The 20,365-nt window shown below is 45.9% G+C and carries 24 protein-coding genes; 4 read left to right on the forward strand and 20 right to left on the reverse strand.

Annotated features, from left to right (window positions below; all coding sequences use genetic code 11):
- Positions 1-100: 100 nt before the first annotated feature.
- Positions 101-265 (forward strand): hypothetical protein, encoded by a 165-nt coding sequence (locus tag D4N35_RS18205; RefSeq protein WP_164876397.1) that lies wholly within the window; start codon positions 101-103, stop codon positions 263-265.
- 272 nt (positions 266-537) lie between these two features.
- Here the strand turns inward: D4N35_RS18205 and D4N35_RS14880 are convergent, their stop codons facing one another.
- From D4N35_RS14880 to D4N35_RS14965, 18 genes are all read right to left on the reverse strand, one after another.
- Positions 538-1,206 (reverse strand): hypothetical protein, encoded by a 669-nt coding sequence (locus D4N35_RS14880; protein ID WP_128205417.1) that lies wholly within the window; start codon positions 1,204-1,206, stop codon positions 538-540.
- Positions 1,207-1,486: 280 nt separating this feature from the next.
- Positions 1,487-2,833 (reverse strand): 5'-deoxyadenosine deaminase, encoded by a 1,347-nt coding sequence (locus D4N35_RS14885; protein WP_120075099.1) that lies wholly within the window; start codon positions 2,831-2,833, stop codon positions 1,487-1,489.
- 21 nt (positions 2,834-2,854) lie between these two features.
- Positions 2,855-3,994 carry a M20 family metallopeptidase gene (locus D4N35_RS14890; RefSeq protein ID WP_120075101.1) on the reverse strand — a complete coding sequence of 380 codons (1,140 nt, stop codon included), beginning with the start codon at positions 3,992-3,994 and terminating at the stop codon, positions 2,855-2,857.
- A complete protein-coding gene (locus D4N35_RS14895; protein WP_120075103.1) occupies positions 3,995-4,615 on the reverse strand; it encodes a DUF1989 domain-containing protein in 621 nt (206 codons plus the stop codon).
- 25 nt (positions 4,616-4,640) lie between these two features.
- Positions 4,641-5,324 (reverse strand): cyclase family protein, encoded by a 684-nt coding sequence (locus D4N35_RS14900; protein WP_120075105.1) that lies wholly within the window; start codon positions 5,322-5,324, stop codon positions 4,641-4,643.
- A gap of 16 nt (positions 5,325-5,340) precedes the next feature.
- The gene (locus D4N35_RS14905) at positions 5,341-7,152 is read right to left on the reverse strand and encodes an adenine deaminase (RefSeq protein ID WP_120075107.1); all 1,812 of its coding nucleotides are present in this window, start codon (positions 7,150-7,152) and stop codon (positions 5,341-5,343) included.
- A gap of 27 nt (positions 7,153-7,179) precedes the next feature.
- Complete coding sequence (locus D4N35_RS14910) at positions 7,180-7,443, reverse strand: EutN/CcmL family microcompartment protein (RefSeq protein WP_120075109.1); 264 nt, start codon at positions 7,441-7,443, stop codon at positions 7,180-7,182.
- Positions 7,394-8,212, reverse strand: coding sequence for a hypothetical protein (locus tag D4N35_RS14915; protein WP_120075111.1), 819 nt, complete (start codon positions 8,210-8,212; stop codon positions 7,394-7,396). Before D4N35_RS14915 ends, D4N35_RS14910 begins: the two co-directional genes overlap by 50 nt.
- A 2-nt stretch (positions 8,213-8,214) precedes the next feature.
- Positions 8,215-8,496, reverse strand: coding sequence for a BMC domain-containing protein (locus D4N35_RS14920; protein ID WP_120075113.1), 282 nt, complete (start codon positions 8,494-8,496; stop codon positions 8,215-8,217).
- A gap of 244 nt (positions 8,497-8,740) precedes the next feature.
- The gene (locus D4N35_RS14925) at positions 8,741-9,223 is read right to left on the reverse strand and encodes a BMC domain-containing protein (protein ID WP_120075115.1); all 483 of its coding nucleotides are present in this window, start codon (positions 9,221-9,223) and stop codon (positions 8,741-8,743) included.
- A 22-nt stretch (positions 9,224-9,245) separates the two neighbouring features.
- Positions 9,246-10,199: a hypothetical protein gene (locus D4N35_RS14930; protein WP_120075117.1), complete on the reverse strand. Its 954-nt coding sequence runs from the start codon at positions 10,197-10,199 to the stop codon at positions 9,246-9,248.
- Positions 10,200-10,214: 15 nt separating this feature from the next.
- Complete coding sequence (locus D4N35_RS14935) at positions 10,215-10,478, reverse strand: BMC domain-containing protein (RefSeq protein ID WP_120075120.1); 264 nt, start codon at positions 10,476-10,478, stop codon at positions 10,215-10,217.
- Positions 10,479-10,506: 28 nt separating this feature from the next.
- A complete protein-coding gene (locus D4N35_RS14940; RefSeq protein ID WP_120075122.1) occupies positions 10,507-11,844 on the reverse strand; it encodes a UbiD family decarboxylase in 1,338 nt (445 codons plus the stop codon).
- On the reverse strand, positions 11,831-12,397 hold the full coding sequence (locus D4N35_RS14945) for a UbiX family flavin prenyltransferase (RefSeq protein WP_120075124.1): 567 nt from the start codon (positions 12,395-12,397) through the stop codon (positions 11,831-11,833). Before D4N35_RS14945 ends, D4N35_RS14940 begins: the two co-directional genes overlap by 14 nt.
- Before the next feature lie 24 nt (positions 12,398-12,421).
- Complete coding sequence (locus tag D4N35_RS14950) at positions 12,422-13,015, reverse strand: cysteine hydrolase family protein (RefSeq protein ID WP_120075126.1); 594 nt, start codon at positions 13,013-13,015, stop codon at positions 12,422-12,424.
- 16 nt (positions 13,016-13,031) lie between these two features.
- Positions 13,032-14,525, reverse strand: coding sequence for an allantoinase AllB (gene allB, locus D4N35_RS14955; RefSeq protein ID WP_120075129.1), 1,494 nt, complete (start codon positions 14,523-14,525; stop codon positions 13,032-13,034).
- A gap of 487 nt (positions 14,526-15,012) precedes the next feature.
- Entirely contained in the window at positions 15,013-15,375 is a 363-nt protein-coding gene (locus tag D4N35_RS14960) for a Na-translocating system protein MpsC family protein (protein ID WP_120075131.1), read from the reverse strand.
- Positions 15,376-15,602: 227 nt separating this feature from the next.
- The gene (locus D4N35_RS14965; protein ID WP_120075135.1) at positions 15,603-16,391 is read right to left on the reverse strand and encodes an alpha/beta hydrolase family protein; all 789 of its coding nucleotides are present in this window, start codon (positions 16,389-16,391) and stop codon (positions 15,603-15,605) included.
- Between the two features lie 109 nt (positions 16,392-16,500).
- On the opposite strand from D4N35_RS14965, the gene D4N35_RS14970 reads away from it, so the two are divergent.
- The 3 genes from D4N35_RS14970 to D4N35_RS14980 all read left to right on the forward strand — a co-directional run bounded on the left by D4N35_RS14970 (position 16,501) and on the right by D4N35_RS14980 (position 19,231).
- Complete coding sequence (locus tag D4N35_RS14970; RefSeq protein WP_120075138.1) at positions 16,501-17,499, forward strand: ABC transporter substrate-binding protein; 999 nt, start codon at positions 16,501-16,503, stop codon at positions 17,497-17,499.
- Between the two features lie 165 nt (positions 17,500-17,664).
- Entirely contained in the window at positions 17,665-18,438 is a 774-nt protein-coding gene (locus tag D4N35_RS14975) for an ABC transporter ATP-binding protein (RefSeq protein WP_120075172.1), read from the forward strand.
- A complete protein-coding gene (locus tag D4N35_RS14980) occupies positions 18,422-19,231 on the forward strand; it encodes an ABC transporter permease (RefSeq protein WP_120075141.1) in 810 nt (269 codons plus the stop codon). The genes D4N35_RS14975 and D4N35_RS14980 overlap by 17 nt, the downstream gene beginning before the upstream one ends.
- A gap of 229 nt (positions 19,232-19,460) precedes the next feature.
- Here D4N35_RS14980 and ytkD read toward each other — a convergent pair whose 3' ends face one another.
- Positions 19,461-19,934 (reverse strand): RNA deprotection pyrophosphohydrolase, encoded by a 474-nt coding sequence (gene ytkD, locus D4N35_RS14985; protein WP_120075143.1) that lies wholly within the window; start codon positions 19,932-19,934, stop codon positions 19,461-19,463.
- An 82-nt stretch (positions 19,935-20,016) separates the two neighbouring features.
- Complete coding sequence (locus D4N35_RS14990) at positions 20,017-20,346, reverse strand: hydrolase (protein WP_120075146.1); 330 nt, start codon at positions 20,344-20,346, stop codon at positions 20,017-20,019.
- Positions 20,347-20,365: the final 19 nt, after the last annotated feature.

The following is a 20,365-nucleotide window of genomic DNA, read 5'->3' on the forward strand; positions in this document are numbered from 1 at the left end:
AATATAATTTATTTAGCTCAAATTATAATAGGAACCCGGAAAAGTATTTATCCAACGAAAAAGGCTATACTTACTCGGGGACAATCAAGGAGGTATTACAATGGAAAATCTCCGATTAATTCAATTATACGGCCAAGGAACAGACGACATTCATTCAAGTCCGTTTGAAATGATTGAAACGTTCCATATCCGAAGTGAACTCCATAAAATCTCTTTATCTAAAGAAGAGAAAAAGATGCTTGCCACATATGAAGTTACTGAGTAATATAAAGTCCATTTATGAATACGTCAGCCAAGTATAAGATTTTTCAAAATCACAAGAGCCAGTAGATGAATGGTGGTGGCATTTGGATCTTCTTTTAAAGGGAGAAATCATTTTTAATGCGACCCGCTCCGTGATGAAGTAATTTAATTTTATACCAGTAAAAAACACAAGGCTGCCTTAAAAAAGCTAAGGTCCTTGTGTTTTTCTGTTTAACTTTCGAGTTCAACAATCCTGACTAGGATAACGCACTGTGGTACTTATTTGCTCAAAGTCTATTCCGCTTCAAAATCAGTATCAGTTTCATTGGCTACAACAAACTCCAGCCAATGTGAACTTTCGTCATTCACTAAGTACTTCAGTCCATCCCGGGCAGTTTGGGAAACCGTGTCATCTCCATCGCCATCAGGATTTGTCAGATTCAGATCTTTCATTAATCCATCTATATCTTCTTTCGTCAATTCCGGATTGGAGGATTCCATTATAGCTCTGATCAAATCGAATGCAGTTTGGCGAGTAGAATCGCCTCCCTTTACTTCCAGCAGAATAGCCTTCAATTCCTCATTACCCGTTTTGGCCATTGCTGTAACTGCGTAATCTTCACTAAAGTCGAATCCCGCAGTGCTGAGACCTTTATCCCGATCGCGCCAGCTATAATCACCCATTTTGAAATCGACCTTGTCGTCGGAAGGAGCTTTTTCATTAAACCGGGCTTTAAACTCATCCATCGTCACACCAATTTGTTCATCTTCCAACTCAACCTTTGCCGTTTGTTCCTCTTGCCCCTCAGCTTTTTTATCTTTATTGTCATCCATCTTTTTCTCACTATTCTCCGCTGCAGCCGGCGTTTTATTTGTATCCGTATCCGCCTCATTGTTGCCGCATGCTGCAAGGCCTAATACTACAAACAGGCTTAGCAGTAATACTGTCATTCTACTTCTCAATCAAACCCTCTCCAATCATTACATTTTCAACCTTCCGATCATACAAAAAGAGAATTTTAATTTCAATCATGAAGTCCAAGAAATCAAAAAACAAGAACTTTATACTATGCCTTATTGCTTATATCCTGTTATGGAACTTGACTCTTGCAAAAAACCTGTCATGTCGATTCCGAAAAATAAAAAAACACAAGGCTTCCTTAAAAAAATTAAGGCCTTGTGTTTTTCTGTTTAACCCTCAAGTTCAACAATCCTGACTAGGTTAACACCCTGTGTCTACTTATCAGCTCGAAACTTTCATAATCGACGGGATTCTCTTTAATAGCCGCTTAATTGATTTATTTGATTCTTGGAGCACCAGATCTCTATCAACCGTTTTGACAGTCCCTTTTTCCATGACAATTTTTCCGTTAATAATCGTTGATTCTACATCTGCCCTTGTTGCCGAATAGACGATTCTGGGGACCGGATCAACTTCGGCAGATGGGAATGTGTGGAATTTGTTCAAATCAAGAATAGCGACATCCGCTTTCTTTCCGACTTCAAGGCTGCCTATTTGATCTTCAAGCCCGACAGCCTTTGCACCGCCGATCGTCGCCATTCTGAATATCGTTTTGGCGTCCATGATGGTCGGCCCGTGAATCGGCTTTTGAATGAGGGAGGCCATCCTCATTTCATTGAACATATCGAGATTATTATTGCATGGCGCACCATCTGCACCCAGGCTGAGATTGGCTCCCAGCTCAAGCATATCAGGCACATCTGCTATTCCTGATGCGAGCTTCAGGTTGGAGCCCGGACAATGGCTCATTTTGATGCCGCGCTCTTTGATAATCCGTTTTTCTTCATCATCCAGCCAGACGCAATGTGCAAGAATCAGTTTCTCGTTTGCAAGGCCAATATGATCAAGATAAACGATGTTCCTCATTCCTCTTTGCTGTTCAACAATTTCGATTTCCTTCCGGTTTTCCGATGCATGCGTATGAACTTTGACATTGTAGTGATTTGACAGATCACGGACCTCCACCAACAGCTCTTCGGTACAGGAAACAACAAACCGTGGGCAAAAAGCATATTGGATCCGTCCGTTGTCATATTGATTCCATTTTTCCAGCAGGTCAACACTTTGCTGGATCGACTTTGCCGTATCTTCCAGCAAAAGATCGGGTACATCATCTCCCATATCCATCATCACTTTTCCGGCAAGGACCCGTATACCGCTTTCGGCCATAGCCTGAAAGGCAGAATCGGTATGGTTGACCGTTTCCATGTCCACAATGGTCGTTGTTCCGCTTTGGATCAATTCCCCCAAACCCAGCATAGCTGAATAATAGCTTGATTCTTCATCATGTGAAGCTTCCAGCGGCCAAATCCTTTTTTGAAGCCAATCCATCAGCTCAAGATCATCCGCCTGTCCCCGGAACAACGTTTGGCAAAGATGAATATGCGTCTGGATAAATCCCGGGATAACGGTCTTATTCGTCGCATCAATCACCCGATCGGCCTGATTACCCAAATCCTTGCCAATACTTTTGATTTTATCATCCACAATCAGCAAATCACCTTGAATAATCTCCTCTTGGGCATTCATGGTCACGATTTGCGCATTTTTGATCAGTATGCTGGGCATGCCATCTTCCCCTCTCTCTCTTTATATATTTTTGCTTTTCTCTTTTGAAAATTTCACAGCCAACTCCTTATAAAAGTTGATGGACCTTAAATAAGCTTGGATATCAACGTATTCATTGGGCTGATGGGCGAGGCTTTCATCACCGGGGCCATAAATGAGCGTTGGGGTCCGGCTTTCCGGATTTAATACAGCAGCATCCGTATAATAGGAGACTCCGTATAAAGAATCCTGTTTCTTCAAGTCCAATGCCAGGCGGATCAACTTATCCGACTCATCTGTTAAAATGGCCGGCCGGTCCAATTGAAGATTGACCGAAAAGTCCGGGGAACCTTCTTCCGAAAACAGTTCGTTTAAATTGTTTTTAATTTCAGTGAGTAATTGTTCGTGGGATTGAGGAGGTACGGATCTGATATCCACAGACATGCTGCAGCGGTCAGGAATGACATTCGTTTGGACTCCTCCATTTATTTTCGTTACAGCCAAACTGCTTTCGCCAAGTGGTTCTGCAGATATTTTCCATTTTTTCTTTAATGAATCAAGCATGCCTATCACCTTATGCATCCACTCGACTGCATTGATTCCCTTATCCGGCATGGAGCCGTGTGCCGTTTTTCCAAGCGTGACAATTTCTATCCACAAGGCGCCTTTATGTCCTATGACGACTTTTTCATTGGTCGGTTCGCCGATCACAAGGGCTTCCACATCTTCCATTGTTTCGTCTTCCAAATATGTCCGCGCTCCGCAGCTGTCTACTTCTTCGCCTGCTGTTGCCAGAAAAACAATATCCTTCGGAAGCTTTCTTCCTTCCTTAAACAATGATTCCACAGCCAGGTACATGGCGGCAAGACCGCTTTTCATATCGGATGCACCGCGTCCATACAGCTTATCTCCTACTATTTCTCCGGAAAAAGGAGAGTACATCCACGACTGCTCCCCCGGCAACACCGTATCCATGTGCCCGCAAATGACCAGCTTTCCATCACTTTCACCTTTTAAACGGATCTCAAAATTGCTCCTGCCCGGTTCAACCTGGGTTATTTTGTAAGGGATGCCGGCTGATTCACATCTTTCAGCCAGCATTTTTGATACTTTATCTTCATTTCCGGGCGGGTTGGAGCTATCAATTTGAATCATTTCCTGCAAAAACCGGACAGCATCCATTCAATTCGCCTCCACAATCTGCATTTTAAGGGAGGTCACCTTAAAGCCATTTACCGGAGCCATATCCTGTGAACAGGTTGAACAAGCAATGACAACTTCTTCAAGAGCTCTCAGGCGGACATAGTCGCCGGGCTTGGACAGCGGTTCATGGATTTCATAATCCCCCTGGTCATCCAATACATTATTCATGAAAAAGTTGATTGGATCAGGTACGGGCTCATTGCCTAAACCGAATTCAGCCAACGCTTTATTCAGGTTATCGTGGCAATTCGGATGGTCTTCCATGCCAAAGTCAATTTTATAGCGATAGTAGTCACATGCAGGGAAAAAGAAATCATGTTTTCCGACTGTATCTTCAACAAACGTCATTAACGGGCGGCGTCTGTTGCTGTATAAAGGATCCCCGGGTTTTAGCCGGATGCTGCTGAGGGAAGCCCTCATATGAACAGGCGAAACAAATTCCTTTGGATCATTTTTGTTGAAGCAGACAAAATCGCCGACCTGCTTGCCTTCCATATCAATAATGATCAATTCCTCACCCGGTTTCAACAGAGCGCTTCTGCCCTCATACGGCGGTATGATTATCTCTTCCCTGATTCGTTCCCGTGCTGAATTCACCATCAAAAAACACCTCTTTCCTGATCGTTTAATCGATAAATAAAGCCACGGCCCTTATGGGCGATCCTGTCCCTTTTCTAATTTTGAGCGGCAAGCCGAAGTAGAGGAAACGCATTCCGGCAACCTGATCCAAGTTGGTCAAGTTTTCCGTATTGGATATTCCGTATTCCCGGCAGACTAAATGGCCCGAATATTTTTCATCTTTGGGGTTGTCAACAGAAGGGGAATCGATGCCAATATTGACCACACCTCTTTCGGCAAGCCATTTCGCCCCTTCGTAATTAAGGCCGGTATACCGCGTCAGCCATTCATCTGTTCCAAACTTCCGGTTATAATGGCCGGTATATAAAAGGACGATGTCCCCTTTTTCAAGAACCTGCTGTGATTTTTGCAGTGCGGACTCCAGATCCCGTGGCGTGATGTAGCCATCCGGGGATACGTGGGAAACATCCAGACAAACAGCGGGCCCGTAAAAATATTCAAGCGGCATATCATTGATATATTTGCCATTTGGATCGAATTCGTAAGTGGCGTCTGTATGTGTTCCGCCATGCTCGTTGATCAGGATATTGTTTGTGGCGAATTCAAAGCCGATTTTTTTCAAACTTTCTTCATGGGAAATGTTCTGCCAAATATGTGTAGGCTGATGCAGGGGAAATACCGGCATGCCCTGATAGATTTCCTGTGAAAGGTCAACCAGTCTGATACCCATTTAAGCTGCCTCCCTTCTATTCTACAACCGGGGAAAGTACTTCGAATTTATCTACATCAATTAACCCCATATCCGTAATCTTCCATTCCGGGCTTGTGACAAGCGACCAGAAGGACAAGTGCATGAATGGCACAGGAATACCGCAGCCAAGTTCCGATTTCGCCAGTCTTGTCAGTTCGGCGATTTTTTCACTTACTTCCTGTCCGCTCAGCTCATCCGTAATCAGGCCCCCGACTCTCAATGGGAGGTCACCGACCACCTTGCCGTCTTTGATCATGGCGATTCCGCCGTCCATTGAAATGACCCTGTTCACGGCTGTTACCATGTCTTCGTAGTTGGTGCCTGTAACAATGATATTATGTGTGTCATGTGCCACACTTTCCGCTATCGCTCCGCTTTGAAGCTTAAATCCATTCAAAAACGCCTTTCCGATATTTCCTGTTCTTCCATGTCTTTCCACCACGATGAGCGGAAGTACATCCTGTTGAAGGCACGGCTGAACGACACCGCCGGAAACATTCAAATTGAATTCCTGCGCGCCTGTCAGGTTCTGGAACGGGATGGCAACGATTGACCGTACGCGTGCCCGGCTTCCGTTCGCTGTGATATGAAGATCTTCCACTTTGACTGGTCCTCTTTTGACCGATTTCTTCACACTTTCAGGATAAGTATAGGAACCCAGATCGATCGTCAGTTGGCCCCTTTCCGCTGCCAGGCTTCCATTGAGATAAACCTGATCGATCGCCATTTCATTCAAATTGCTGATGACTGCAATATTGGCGCGCTTTCCGGGTGCAAGAATCCCAACATCCTTGAATCCGAAGTGTGTTGCCGGATTGATCGTTCCCATTTGAATCGCTTCAACCGGATCTACGCCTTGCGCGATGGTCCGCCTGATAATATCATTCATATGGCCGTCTTTTAAGAGATCTTCCGGAACCATGTCATCTGAAACAAGGATCGCACGCCTTGAATCCATTCCTTCTTCAGTGATGGCACGGATACATTCCGCCATATTTCTTTGGGAAGATCCTTCCCGCATAAACACACTCACTCCGTAGCGGAGCTTTTCCATCATTTCTTCTTTTGTCGTTGTTTCATGGCACGATACGTGGCCGCCGCCGCTGATGATATGCGCAGCGAGTTCTTTTCCAAATAAAGCCGGCGCATTCCCTTCAACCGTCTTCCCAATGCTTTCCGCATAGGAAACTGCCGCAACGAGATCGTCGATCAGTTCAGGAGCATTTTCATATACCGGACCGATATTGCTGAAGCTTTGAATTTCCCCGATTCCCTGTACATAAGGGTCGTTCAAAAGTTCCTCCATATGGGAAGAATTTACATCAAAGCCTGCCGTTTCAAGCCCGGGGGCATCCGGAACTGCACAAGGCACAGTAAAATAGATCTGGTTCGGCAACGTCTTGGCTTCCTTGATCATTTCCTGCATCCCGTGAACACCCAAAACATTTCCAATCTCATGCGGATCAGCAACGATTGTAGTTGTACCAGTAGGGATCGATAGTCGTGAAAATTCTGTGCAAGTCAACATCGCGCTCTCAAAGTGCATATGAGAATCAATAAACCCGGGTGATACAAATTTGCCTCTGACGTTTTCAACTTTTGTCTTGCTGCCGATCAGGCCGCTCGCGTCTCCCACCATCAGTATGTACTCGCCTTTTATCGCAACATCCGCTTCATAAATTTCCCTGGTGACCGTATTGATGACATATCCGTCCTTCAGTACAATATCCGCATACTGGTTGGAATCCAGGAGGACGTCGATCAACTTTCGGTACTGAACGGCCTTCTTTATATTCTCAGCCTTCATATTTCACTCTCCACCCTTTCTCCTCTCTCATTCCAAACTGTCGATGATTCCTACTATCGCTGCATCCACAGGAGCATCCTTGTTATGCATGGCCCTTGAGGCCATGCTTCCCTTGACAAAGATAACTTTTTCGCCGATTCCTGCGCCAACCGTATCAACAGTAATAATGGGCTGAGAATCCAGGGGGGTACCGTCCAGGCCGATTGGCCGGGTAACAAGTAACTTCGTTCCAACTAATCTTTCATCTTTTCTGGTTGCTGTTACTCTTCCAACTACGATTCCCATTTCCATAGATTTCTCCCGCCCTTTTCTCGGTGATTTCCATTCGATATTCCTGCGCAGCGTCCCGCGCCAACGGCGTTATGATCATTCCCTGTCCAATTTCAATAAACCGGCTCCCCGCTTCGGCATGCCTTTTGATCGTTTCGGCCGTTACGACCTGTTTTTCTTTTCGTAATGCGGCCGGTTTGAAATATGTTTGAAGCTGTTCAGCGTTTTGGAACAATTGAATTCCAAATCCCCCCAGCCGCTGCAACTGCTTTTTCATTTCATGCTTTAAAAAAGACGATCCATTGTCCAATCCGGCCTCTTTCCAAATCGAATGGTAGGGATCTGCCCCTGCAGCGTATGCACTGACTTTCTTTCCGCTCATCAATGCCCATAACAGAAGCCTGATAGGCCGATGTTTATCATTGAATTGCAATAGTTCCGAAACCGTTGAAAAAGGCAGGACCGGAATATAAAAATAGTCCACCTTCTCTTTCAGTTTTTCCGCATCCTTCAATGAAATCCAATCGTCAACTCCGGCCTTGCGGGCAAGCTCTGTTATATTTAAATGATCAGGAACCGGCTGATCAGGGCATACCCGGATTCTTAAATGCCTGCCGTAACCCACATTTAATTCTTTCAATCTTTTTAATCCTTCGTCCATCCCATTCATATGATAGAAAAGGAGAGCAAGCACTGTTTTGGGGCGCGCATCTTCAATGCTGCTCATATTCCTGTAAAACAGCTCCTGCAAAGTCGACTCTGCCAGAGCGCTTTGCCGGTTAAGAAGCACTCTTATTCACCTTTTGACAAAATCGCACGCTCAACTTCGCTGTGCGGCCTTGGAATGACATGGACGCTGATCAGTTCCCCGACGCGGCTAGCTGCATCAGCGCCCGCATCCGTAGCGGCCTTTACCGCACCAACATCTCCACGCACCATAACCGTTACGAGACCGAAACCTACTTTTTCATAACCGCAAATTTCAACGTTTGCAGCCTTTACCATCGCATCTGCCGCTTCAACAGCTCCTACTAGTCCCTTTGTTTCCACCAATCCTAAAGCTTCTCCACCCATATTAAAACCCTCCTTGTTAGTTTAAGATCGTTTAAGAGGTTGTTCAAAAAGTCGCCAAATGATAAGCGGCGAATCTCTTCGTTGGCTCGTTTCTGTGCTTCTCATGTATTTAAAAGCATACATTCCGCTGCGCAAAACTAGCCGCCTCGACCTTCTTGCGACGCACAGGACGTGCTAGTGTCGACGGTGCCACAGGATGTGGCGCTCTTAGTCGACCTTCTGATTTGTCATTCGAACACGCACATTAAGCTTTCTTCTCTCCATCCCCGTTTTCGGCGGCGTCCTTTGCAGCAGCATCACCGGCTTGTATGTCCTTTGTTTTTGGCTGGACCTTGCCTGATTTTGGGGTCCCTGCAGATTTACTTGTTTTCTTCTTCGGTTTGATGCTTTCCGCTGCCGGCGGCGGTTCATTTCGAGATTTCTTCTCCGCGGTTTCCTTGAGAAGGAATTTGCTCAACAGCTTTTGGCTGACCTCTGAGTGGGCCCTTGGAATGACATCCGTTGAGATGATTTTCCCGATCAGCTCCCCCTGCTTTCTTCCTGCTTCCACGGCCGATGTGACGGCTGCAACATCACCGGAAAGATGTATCGTTACTCCGACATAACCGCTGACTCCAATCACTTTTTCCATGCCGATGATCTCCACATCTGCCGCCTTCACCGCAGCGTCTGCCGCCGAAACCGCTGTTGTATAACCGACAGTCTCTATCAGTCCCAGTGCAAACAATCACCCCATCCTCCTTTCCGGCCTAAATCGTCATCTTGTCTGCGCTTGTCAGCCTGCCCGCTTCTTTCTTCAGCTCCGTAACAAGCTCGGAAATGACATGATAATTTCCTTTCAACAGCAAATACTTTTCCTCAATTTCATAGTCGATTCCAGTATTCTCAAAGTTTTTCAGCAAGGAATCCATCAACACGATGCTTGAGTAATACGAGACTCCTTCCAAGATGGCAATCGCATCCACCGACAGGCTGATGTTAAGCTGCTTCGTCAGCCATGGACTTGGGGAAATGGCTGTAAATGTTTCAAAATTCTTCAAAGAGCGCCTGTTAAGTTTTTGATAGATCTCATTCATGACCCTTTCAAGCCTGTCAACATCATTGTCATAAAATTCGGCAGTAAAAGGTGCATCACCGCCTCTTTCCCATGATATGTAGAACTTTATGTCCTGATTGTCACGAATAATTTCATTCACCAGTAAAAGATAGCTGGGCAGGCATTCAGGCATTTTTACTGCTCCTACCGCTGCTCTGTTTAACGGCCGGTGGAAGCTTCCCATCAGTTCCTGTGGAAGGTCCGGGAAAAACCAGACGCAGCCTCCGTTTCGCGTATGACCGATCATTTTGGCGGATTTCGCCTGCCTATTGCCGCCTCGTGCAGGTACACCGCTTTTTCTTGATACTTTCCCTTGAGCCATGGAAATCGATCTGAGCCTCGATATAGACTCCTCATTGAAATGTTTATCTGATAATCCATTCGGGCGGCTCTGGGCTGCAGGTTTTTTATATCCGGCAGATGGCGGACTTGAGTTTTCCAGTACGGAAAGCCTTTGCTCCTGTTTTAGCCGCTGGTAGTTCGGCCTTTTAATATCACCAAGGGAAGCGCTGGCAGGCTGCCTGTTTGCATTATCCACTCTATTCGATATGATCGTTTTATTTCCTTTAAGGACTTCCTGTACCACCTGCTTCATCAGATCCGACAACTTTTACACCTCCCTTTAAAGTATCTTTTTCAGCTCAGGATGCGGCCGTGGAATGACATTTGATGAAATCAGCTCTCCGCCGGCAGCTTCAGGGGCAAGTCGTCCAATTTCCACCGCGGATTTCACATCTGCAACATCTCCTTCTACGATGACAGTCACCAGGCCTGATCCGACCCTTTTCATGTCAACCAGTGAGATATTCGCGGCTTTTGCCATTGAATCCAGAGCCTCTATCGCTGCCGTCAGCCCTCTTGTTTCCACTAATCCTATTGCACTCATCCATTTTCACCCGCCTTCGCCTCATGGCTTATAAGTAATCATTCAAATCTATCTCAACAGGGACAGATGTTCTTCTGAACATCTCTTTTTCGGAGAGCGGGTATGTTGCATCTATCCCCATTTTGGCAGATATGCCTCTTAAATTATGTGATGATTCCAAGGGAGATCCCTTTGCCCCCGGGATAATGAATACATCCTGATCAGCCTGGCAGCGAGTGGCGATCGCCCACTCGACATCCTCGGGATTAAAAATATCGACATCGTCATCAACGACAACGACATGCTTCAAATCTTTGTCACTGGCAAATGCGGCCATCGCAGCCTGTTTGGCATCGCCTTCCGTCCTCTTTTCGATTTGAATGACAGCGTGCAGACGTGCTGCGGCAGCCATCGTCACATGGACCGCTTTTACATTTTCAACCGTTTGCCTGACCGTGCTTATCAAAGTCATTTCACGGACAAGGCACATCGGCAGTCTTTCTTCCGAACTTGAGGGGAAAATGGTTTGGGAAATTGGATTATTGCGGTAGGTGATGGCTGTCATTTCGACAACCGGCTGGGGCTCATTCCCGCCATAATAACCGCCGAGCTCTCCGAAAGCTCCTTCCGGATCCCTTTCATGCGGAAGTATTTTTCCTTCCAAAACGATTTCGGCCTCTGCAAGAACTTCTATGTCCACTGTCTTGCATTGGACCACATCCAGCGGTTGTCCGAGAAGCGCTCCGGACACATCCAATTTATCCGCATGGAATAAATGGGTGCTGACCTGTGATGCCAGCACGACTGCCGGGACCACTCCGAACATGACGGCAATCTCCATCGGTTCCCCTCTTTTTTCAAAATGCGCGAATTGCCGGTTCAGCTCAGGGGAAGTGATGACAATATTCGTTCTGTTTCCACCAATAAACTTCATCCTCCGGATGGACGTGTACCTTTTCTTTCCCTCTAGGTCTTTTACGACAAGAACGCCTGAAACATAATAGGCTCCACAGTCTTCTGCATGAAAGGTCGGTATTGGAAAAAAGTCGTCCAAATCGAACGGAGGCAAAACGACGTTTTCGTGAACAGGTCCTGTCGGGACAAGCCTTGTGGGAAGAGGATTGATGATGGCATCAACCATCTTTGGAAGCAATTCCGTCTCATCAACACCCATACTGTCAGCCATAAACTTCCGGCTTCCGCCCAAGCCTGCGGCCATGGGAACGGAATAGCCCTGGACATTTTCAAACAGGACTGGCTGCTCCCCTTTCATCGCCCTGACGACAGCGCCCAGTTCATATTCGGGACTGACCTCTTTTTTGATACGGTGCAATAATCCACGCTTGTCCCAATCAGCAAGCAACTCTCTCATATTAAGGGGATTCATTTTTCTCACCCCATCTCTCCATCAATTCATGTTCAATATCCAATTCATCCAGTATTCTGGCAACGATAAAATTCACCAGCTCCCATATTTCCGTCGGCCGGTGATAAAAGCCCGGGCTCGCCGGTAAAATCGAAACCCCTGCTTCGGCCAATGTTGTCATGTTCCGCAAATGGATCACATGAAACGGAGCCTCCCTTGGCACGATGACAAGGTTTCGTCTTTCTTTCATGACTACGCTCGCAGCCCTGGTCAACAGAGTATCCCCCACTCCGTTGGCAATTGCGCCCAATGAGTTCATTGAGCAAGGTACAATGACCATCCCATCCGTCTTGAAAGAGCCGCTCGCAATGGAAGCAAACAAATTTTGATTATGATGGACGACAGCATACTCTTTTAAATCTTCCATTTTTATGCCGCATTCGAATTGCAGTACCTTTACTCCCGTTTCGGTAGCAACTACGTGGGTTTCAATTCCCAATTGATGGAGCGCACGGATCAATGTATATCCATACAATGATCCGCTTGCTCCCGTTATGCCGACGATAATTCTCATTTTCCAGTCTCCGGCGCCACCGGCTTAGACCGTCTGTGCGTCTTGGGAGAATTTCTTTTTGGCGGCATCCATATATTCCTCGGTTGTCATGACTTCACCGAAAATTCCAATATCCCGCAGCCCGCCGCGATGCATATCATCATCCTGGGAAGCCGTTGCATCGGACAAAGCGATGACGTTATATCCGTGATACAAGGCGTCTGATGCTGTGCTTCTGACGCAAACATTCGTCCAGACACCCGTGAGAACAACCGTATCAATTTTTTCTTCTCTTAGGAACAAGTCAAAATCCGTATAGCTGAAGGCACTGTGGCGGCGCTTTTGTACGATATAGTCGCCCTTGTCTTCCTCAGGCTGAAGTTCCTCAATAAACTCCGAGCCCCATGTTCCTTTGATTGCATGGACCGGCCTTACCCTGAAGTCCGCATCGTTTTTGCGATGGGCTTCCTGGACGTGTACCACCTGAATTCCGTTCTCGTGGCAAAAATCGATAGCCTCCCTGATTTTCGGGACGATTTTTTCACCATTCTCACATCGCAACGCAGCTTTCTCGCCAATAAAATCATTCAGCATGTCAATGATGACCAATGCATGCTTTTCACCTTTCAATTGTGTCATACATATCCTTCCTTCCTTAGTTTGTGATCAAATCTCTTCTCAATGCTTTTTCTACACGAGGCTTGGCTTCTGCCTCTTTCGCCCCTTCTTCGTACGTTTCATATTTAATGACGCGTTCAAGGCTTTGGATGCTCTGCCTTTTGACGAATTGCCCGTATCCTGCATCCCCGACGATTCCGCCGTTGTCCTCGTCATAGACGACACGGCCCCGGACAATTGTCTGGATCGGCTTTCCTTTCAATTTCAAGCCGTGAAGCGGATTGTATTTTGCCATGGACTCCGTCTTTTGCTCATCGATCGTATATTCACGTTCAAGGTCGATGACAGTGAAATCGGCGTCGCTGCCAATCTCCATAGCGCCTTTTTTCGGATAAATCCCGAAATGGATCGCGGCATTTCGGCTTGTCACTTCAACAAAACGTGACAGTGAAAGCCTGCCTTTATTCAACCCCTCGCTGACAAGGATCGGAACCATCGTTTCCACTCCCGGGATTCCAGGGAAGCTGTTCCAAATCGTTGAATCCGGCGCATCTTTTTCCGTGGCGATTTCATATGGGGCATGGTCCGTTCCGACAAAGTCGATTGTTCCGTCAGCCAAAGCCTGCCAGTGGACGATATTGTCATCTTTCTCCCGGAGCGGCGGGGCAATTTTGGCGAATGTGCCGCGTTCCGACATGGAGTCTTCCGCATTAAGCATCAAATAATGAGGACATGTTTCTGCCGTCACTTTCACTCCGCGCTTTTTCGCTTCCCTTACGAGCTCCACGCCTTCTTTTGTACTCATGTGGACGACGTGTACACGGGCTCCCGTTGCTTCCGCAAAGCTGATGATGAGCTGGATCGCTGCTTTTTCAGCAAGGGCCATTCTGGCTTCCGCCCATGCCGGGCCGTCAAGGCGGCCTTCCTTTTTCAGCTTTTCAGAGTAGAATGTACAAATATCATAGTTTTCCGCATGGACACCGATCGGCATTCCTGTTGGAGCGATATGGCTGAAAATTTCAAGCATCTCTGCATCCGAAACCTTAGGGAAAGTAGGAACGGACGGAGTCATATACACTTTAAAAGCAACGACGCCTTCATCGATTTGTGGGTGGATATTGTCAAGCAGCCCTTCCCGGACATCTTCCCCTGTCATCCCGCCCCAGAAAGCAAAATCTATGTAGGCTTGATCTTTCAGCGGCGCAAGTTTTTTATGGAAGCTTTCGGCATCCCTTACAGACGGTTTGCTGCAGCACGGCATATCGATATGGGTCGTCACTCCGCCGGCAGCGGCTGATCTTGTTCCCGTTGTGAACGTTTCACGATGGGTAAAGCCGGGATCCATAAAGTGTGTATGCGGATCAATACATCCTGGAACCACCAGGTTTTCTTTCATATCAATGACCCTGTCAGCGGAAAAACCATTCAGAGCTGAAGTAAACCCGACAATCTTTCCATCATCGACCAGGATGTTGGTCTTTACCTTGCGATCCCCCTGCGGAATCAGCGCATTTTTTAAAATTAAATCCATCTTTCTCTCTCCCTTCAAAATAATGAATATGCTAAAAAAGGACTTCATAGAATCATAGGCGTTTCAGGCTAAATTGCTCGGTTCACCTCCTTAAAGAAAAGCGCAAGCGCCTTGCTCAGCGCGGGCAAACAAGACGAATCCCGAGGAAGCAGTTCGTAAGCCAACAGGGATGGGCTTGATCCTTGCGGGCTAGGCGCTGGAGCTGGACATTACGTAACCTTGGTTTGAAAAGAATCCGGTAAAATTTTATGCTTTCTTTAACTTTAATAGATCTGCGGAAGGCCTTTATGGACCTTGCCTTCATCGGTATATAAAAAACCGCAGATTCAAAATACTCCCTCAAAAACTAAGGAATATACTGAATCTGCGGTTCAAATAATCTCCGTTCAACAGAGACCTATGTAACCGTTCCAAAACAGCCTTGAACAAAAACGAACCTGCGTTTTCATTCCGGGGTGCTCCAGATGTTTGCTAAATAAAGTTGCTTTTATAAGATTTTTTCGTCGAATATGACGACGCAAACTGCATCTTCGGATTCTGGATCATAGTCTTTTAAAACAGATATCACTTTCATGCCTGTGACGTCTTCGACTATCTTCTTGAGTTTAATTTTAAATTCGACAATCAGAGCCGCATCGGCATAAGTTGTCAATTCCCAAAAATTTTTGCTCAGTGCTTTAAAAGCGGTGACACGTTTATGTTTGGCAAAGATTATAATCCTGTCATCATAGACATCAACCCGCTGGCTTCGGACACCTGTGGCATAAAATTCCTGGTTTACCCGATTGTACACTTGGGCAATGTCCCTTTTTAATGTTCTTATCTCTATTTCTGATGAGGTTTCATTCAATTTGATGACCCCCTTGCACTTATAATGTTAATGAATTCGCTTACAACTGTCAAGCCATTTTTTCGGAAAATTTGTTCTTGGCGAAATAAAGGGAATGATTTCATTCTTTTTGTGCAATTTTTTACTTTTTTAGTTATTTTCCGGCTGCATCGGGGAAAGCGGAAAACCATCCTTCCATTGAATGCCAGACATTCAATGGAAGGATGGTTTTTAAGGAAGGATGGTTTTTAAGTTCCCGCTTTTTTCATCCAGATGCAAAGGTTATGAACGATTTTCCTGTTTAAAGCCGGCGGGAAATAGTGATTGACGTGTTCAAAGTACCATGTTTCCACGTGTTTCTGAAGCGCAACCAATCTTTTTTCAAGACGATAAGCGTGCTCTATTGAAACATTTTCATCGCGCAAACCATGGATAATCAAAACCGGCGGCTGCAGTTTATGCAGTTCATATAAAGGGGTGCGGTATTCAAATTCTTCAGCGGCAGTCTTCGGGGAACCGCCGATCACCCGTTTCATCATTCTTCTCAGATCTTTTCGCTCTACATAAGTGAGGGCCATATCTGACACCCCTCCCCATGTTACAACGGATGCTGCTTCTTCATATCGTATACCGGTTAAAAGCGCCATCACGCCGCCCCGGGAAAATCCGAATATATGGACCCGGCTTCCGGCAATAGACGGGTGGCTTCTTAACATTTCAAATGCGGCAAAGGCATCTTCCCTGTCCTCACCCGCGAAGTCCTCGTTCCCTTCGCCTCCCCTGTTCCCTCTATAAAACGGCGCAAATACAACGAATCCTTCGGAAGCGAACTGGCCGATTCTTGCCGGCCTGACCATGCCGACGTTTTTTATTCCGCCCCTTAAATATAGCATCCCTTCGTAGACTCCTGCCTGAACAGGCTCAGCCAGCAGCCCTTTTACTCTCAAGCCGGCAGATAAATAAGTGATGAGGTACATGTTCACATTGGGATTGGGTGAAGGAAAAGGAATTTTGTCCAAGATTTGAGTTTTTTCCATCAGTGCTTTTGCTCCCTTTCCGATATTTATTCACACATTTCTGGGCCCATCATACGATATGTTAGCCCAATTTACTAAAGTCCTGCAAGACTTGACAGGAGGTTCATGAATGAAAGCATGGTTTAAAATCGGATTGTCGGCTGTTGCGGCTTTCCTGCTGATTTTCGCTGCTGCCTGCTCATCAAAAGAAGAAGTGAAAAAAGTGAATCTGGCAGAAGTGACGCGCTCTGTTTTTTATACTCCCCAATATGTTGCCCTTGCCAAAGGATATTTTAAAGAAGAAGGGCTCGATGTCGAATTAAAAACGACCTGGGGCGGCGATAAAACGATGACAGCCCTTTTGTCAGACGCTGCTGATATCGCTCTTGTCGGGTCGGAAACATCGATTTATGTTTACGCCCAAGGTGCGAGCGACCCGGTTATCAACTTTGCCCAATTAACCCAAACAGATGGAACATTCCTTGTCTCGCGGGAGAAAAACGAACAATTTGAGTGGGATCAACTAAAAGGCTCTACTTTCCTCGGACAGCGGAAAGGGGGCATGCCGCAAATGGTCGGCGAGTTCGTTCTGAAAAAACATGGAATCGATCCACACAACGATCTTGAATTGATTCAAAACATCGACTTTGCGAACATAGCCAATTCTTTTGCCTCCGGAACGGGGGACTATGTTCAGTTGTTTGAGCCCACAGCCTCCGTGTTTGAAAAAGAAGGAAAAGGCTACATCGTCGCTTCCTTCGGAGAAGAATCCGGTCACGTACCTTATACCACATTCATGGCAAAAGAAAGCTATATAAAGAAAAATGGAGATACCATCGAAAAGTTCGTCCGCGCCCTCTATAAAGCGCAGCAGTGGGTAGAAAAGAGCAGCGGAGAAGAAATTGCCGAAGTCGTTCAGCCATACTTTGAGGACTCTGACTTGGAAACACTGGCCATCGTCATAGAACGCTATAAAAACCAGGGCTCATTTGCAGAGAAAATGACGTTAACAGAAGAAGGCTGGGAAAACCTCCAAAACATCATGGAAGAAGCTGGCGAGCTTCCGGAAAAAGTGGATTATAACAAGCTCGTCAATACTGAAATTGTTGAAAAAGTGATGAAAGAATAAGAAAAGCGCAAGGCGCCCGCCTATCGGCTTGTGACCTTGCGCCGATGGCGTCTGAAGCTGGACATTATGTAATCTTTGTTTGAAGAGAAAATTCGGTAAAATTTTATACTTTAACTATAAATGGAAGGGCCGTGCGCCATTTTACAAAAGGAGGCCGGAAACATCATGAGCTTTATCACAGCCGAAAATATCGGACACCACTACTTCACTCCGTCTTCCGTCAAAACCGCTTTAAAAGATGTTTCATTTTCCATCGAAGAAGGGGAATTTGTTTCCCTGATCGGTCCATCGGGATGCGGGAAAACAACGTTGCTGTCCATTTTGTCGGGTCTTTTGATGCCGACTGACGGGCAGGTAAAAATTGACGGGCAGCCCCCGGATTTACAAAAAAATATGATCGGTTACATGCTTCAGCAGGATTATCTCTTCCCATGGAAAACAATCGAGGAAAATGTCTTGATCGGACTGAAATTGAATCGCCAGCTTGAAGAGAAAACAAAAGAAAGTGCCCTGCAGTTCCTGCAAAAAATCGGCCTTGAAGGCGTGGAAAAGCAATTTCCGCGCCAGCTGTCAGGCGGGATGCGCCAGCGTGCGGCATTGGCCCGCACAATGGCTGTCAATCCGAAACTGCTATTATTGGATGAACCATTTTCCGCGCTTGATTATCAAACGAAACTTAAGCTTGAAGATCTTGTTTTTGACATATTAAAGGCGTATAAAAAAACCGCTGTCCTTGTTACGCATGATCTTGGCGAAGCGATCTCGATGAGCGACAGAGTCCTGCTTTTTGCGGCCAATCCCGGAAGGCTCCATAAAGTATTTGAAGTACCTGATGAATTGCGCAGCTTAAGTCCATTCGATGTCCGCAGCCAAGACGCCTATTCCGATTTATTCCGTATCATTTGGAAGGAGCTGGAGACCCTTGAAGAAATCAAATGATCCCATCCAGCTTCATTCGCAGTATAAGCAGAGGCTGGCAGCAGAAAAGCGCTGGATACTCTTCTACCAGTTGCTCATTGTAACACTGTTTTTCATATTGTGGGAGGCGGCAAGCCGCAGCAAATGGATCGATCCGCTCATCTTTAGCTACCCCACCAAAGTGTGGGCGCTGCTTGTAGAAAAGGTTTCAGACGGGACCCTGTTCGCTCATCTCAGCGTAACCGTATTCGAAACAGTGATGGGCTTCATTCTCGGCACGCTTCTTGGAACGATTTTCGCAGCAATCCTCTGGTGGTCCCCTTTTCTGTCAAAAGTGCTGGACCCGTATCTTGTCATCCTGAATGCTATGCCAAAAGTTGCTCTCGGCCCCATTTTAATTGTCGGCCTTGGTCCGGGCTTCACCTCAATTATCGCCATGGGGGCGATCATCTCAGTCATCATTACAACCATCGTTGTCTATTCGGCTTTCCGGGATGTGGATGAAAATTATGTAAAAGTGCTTCGTACGTTCGGAGCGACTAAACGGCAGGCTTTCCAAGATGCTATTTTGCCGGCTTCATTTCCCACCATCATTTCCACTTTGAAGGTGAATGTCGGATTATCGTGGGTCGGCGTCATCGTGGGTGAATTTCTCGTTTCAGCGAAAGGTCTCGGATATATGATCATTTACGGATTCCAAGTATTTAATTTCACACTGGTCATGCTGGCCCTTTTCCTGATCGTCATTTTTGCAACAATCATGTATCAGCTTGTCGAGTGGCTTGAAAGGAAAATGATTAAAGATCAGGATTGATGCTGCTCTGTTAAGGGCAGTTTTTTTAAAGTAAAAAAAAGCATAAGCTGATATGAAAATTTTTTTCAAAAGAAGCCTTTCTTTGTCCAGCTCCAGCGCCCAGCGACTAGCAAACTTCACACTCCTCCACTACGATAAGTCAACATCGGCTCGTACCTCGCCGTGTTTCCTTTATCTCATTGCGGAGTGCTCCAGTTTGTACGTCGCTAAACGGGCGCTTCCGCTTTTCTTAATAAAGCCTTTTTTCCTTCGCTTTTTTCAACGCAGCTGTCACCACTTCGTCTTTCATGATAAAACTGAATTCATCTTCGTTAATCCTGGAAAGGAGATTTCCTTTTACCAATACTGGACCATCCGTCTCAAAGTAAGTTTCTTTTTCTTCCAAATGCAGGATTTCTGCAAAAAGGATTGCTTTGATAAAAGCCCCTTTCGGGTCGTGTACTTTATATTCCCCCAGATAATCCTTGATGACGGCGGTCCCTCCTGTTTCTTCTAACACCTCTCTCATTCCCGCTTCTTCTACTGTTTCCCCTTTTTCCACCTTGCCTCCCGGAAACTCCAATCCCCGTGTTGAATGTTTCGTCAATAGCCATTCATCTTTATGTCTGCAAATGACAAGCACATGGCCGGGCTTAATTGAAAAAGCATTCCTGAAAAAAGCCAAGTGGACTTCGTTTTGATTTTTATCGATAAATGTAAGCATATTTGCATGTCTTCCTTTATTTTTATAAAATGAAAAACGTTGGAAACCAATTCCAACGCTTTAACTATACTACAAAATCAGCTTATTCGCTTTTGAAACCGTCGAGGATTCCCATGCTTTCTATATGCTGTTTGGCTTCTTGATCCCCGAGCTCGTGTATCATGCTGTAGATCCTGTACAAATTTTGATCATGCTGATCATTTGTCGGGTCGTGGGAATACTCCACGAAAGGAACATGCGCCCGCAGGAAATCATCTATGCTGTTATCCTGGCTTGAATCGAAAATTTCCCGCAGCCTGGTGATTTCATCATCGTTTGCTTCAATTTTAAATTCCCAAGGCGATGCATTGGGAACAGATAAAATCTCTCCGGCCCCGACTGAGATATAATAGGTTTTCTTTTGTTGGTCCAAGGCGATTGGCTCCTTTAAA

Source organism: Siminovitchia fortis, from assembly GCF_003605365.2.
In the GTDB taxonomy this organism is placed as follows: Bacteria; Bacillota; Bacilli; order Bacillales; family Bacillaceae_C; genus Siminovitchia; species Siminovitchia fortis.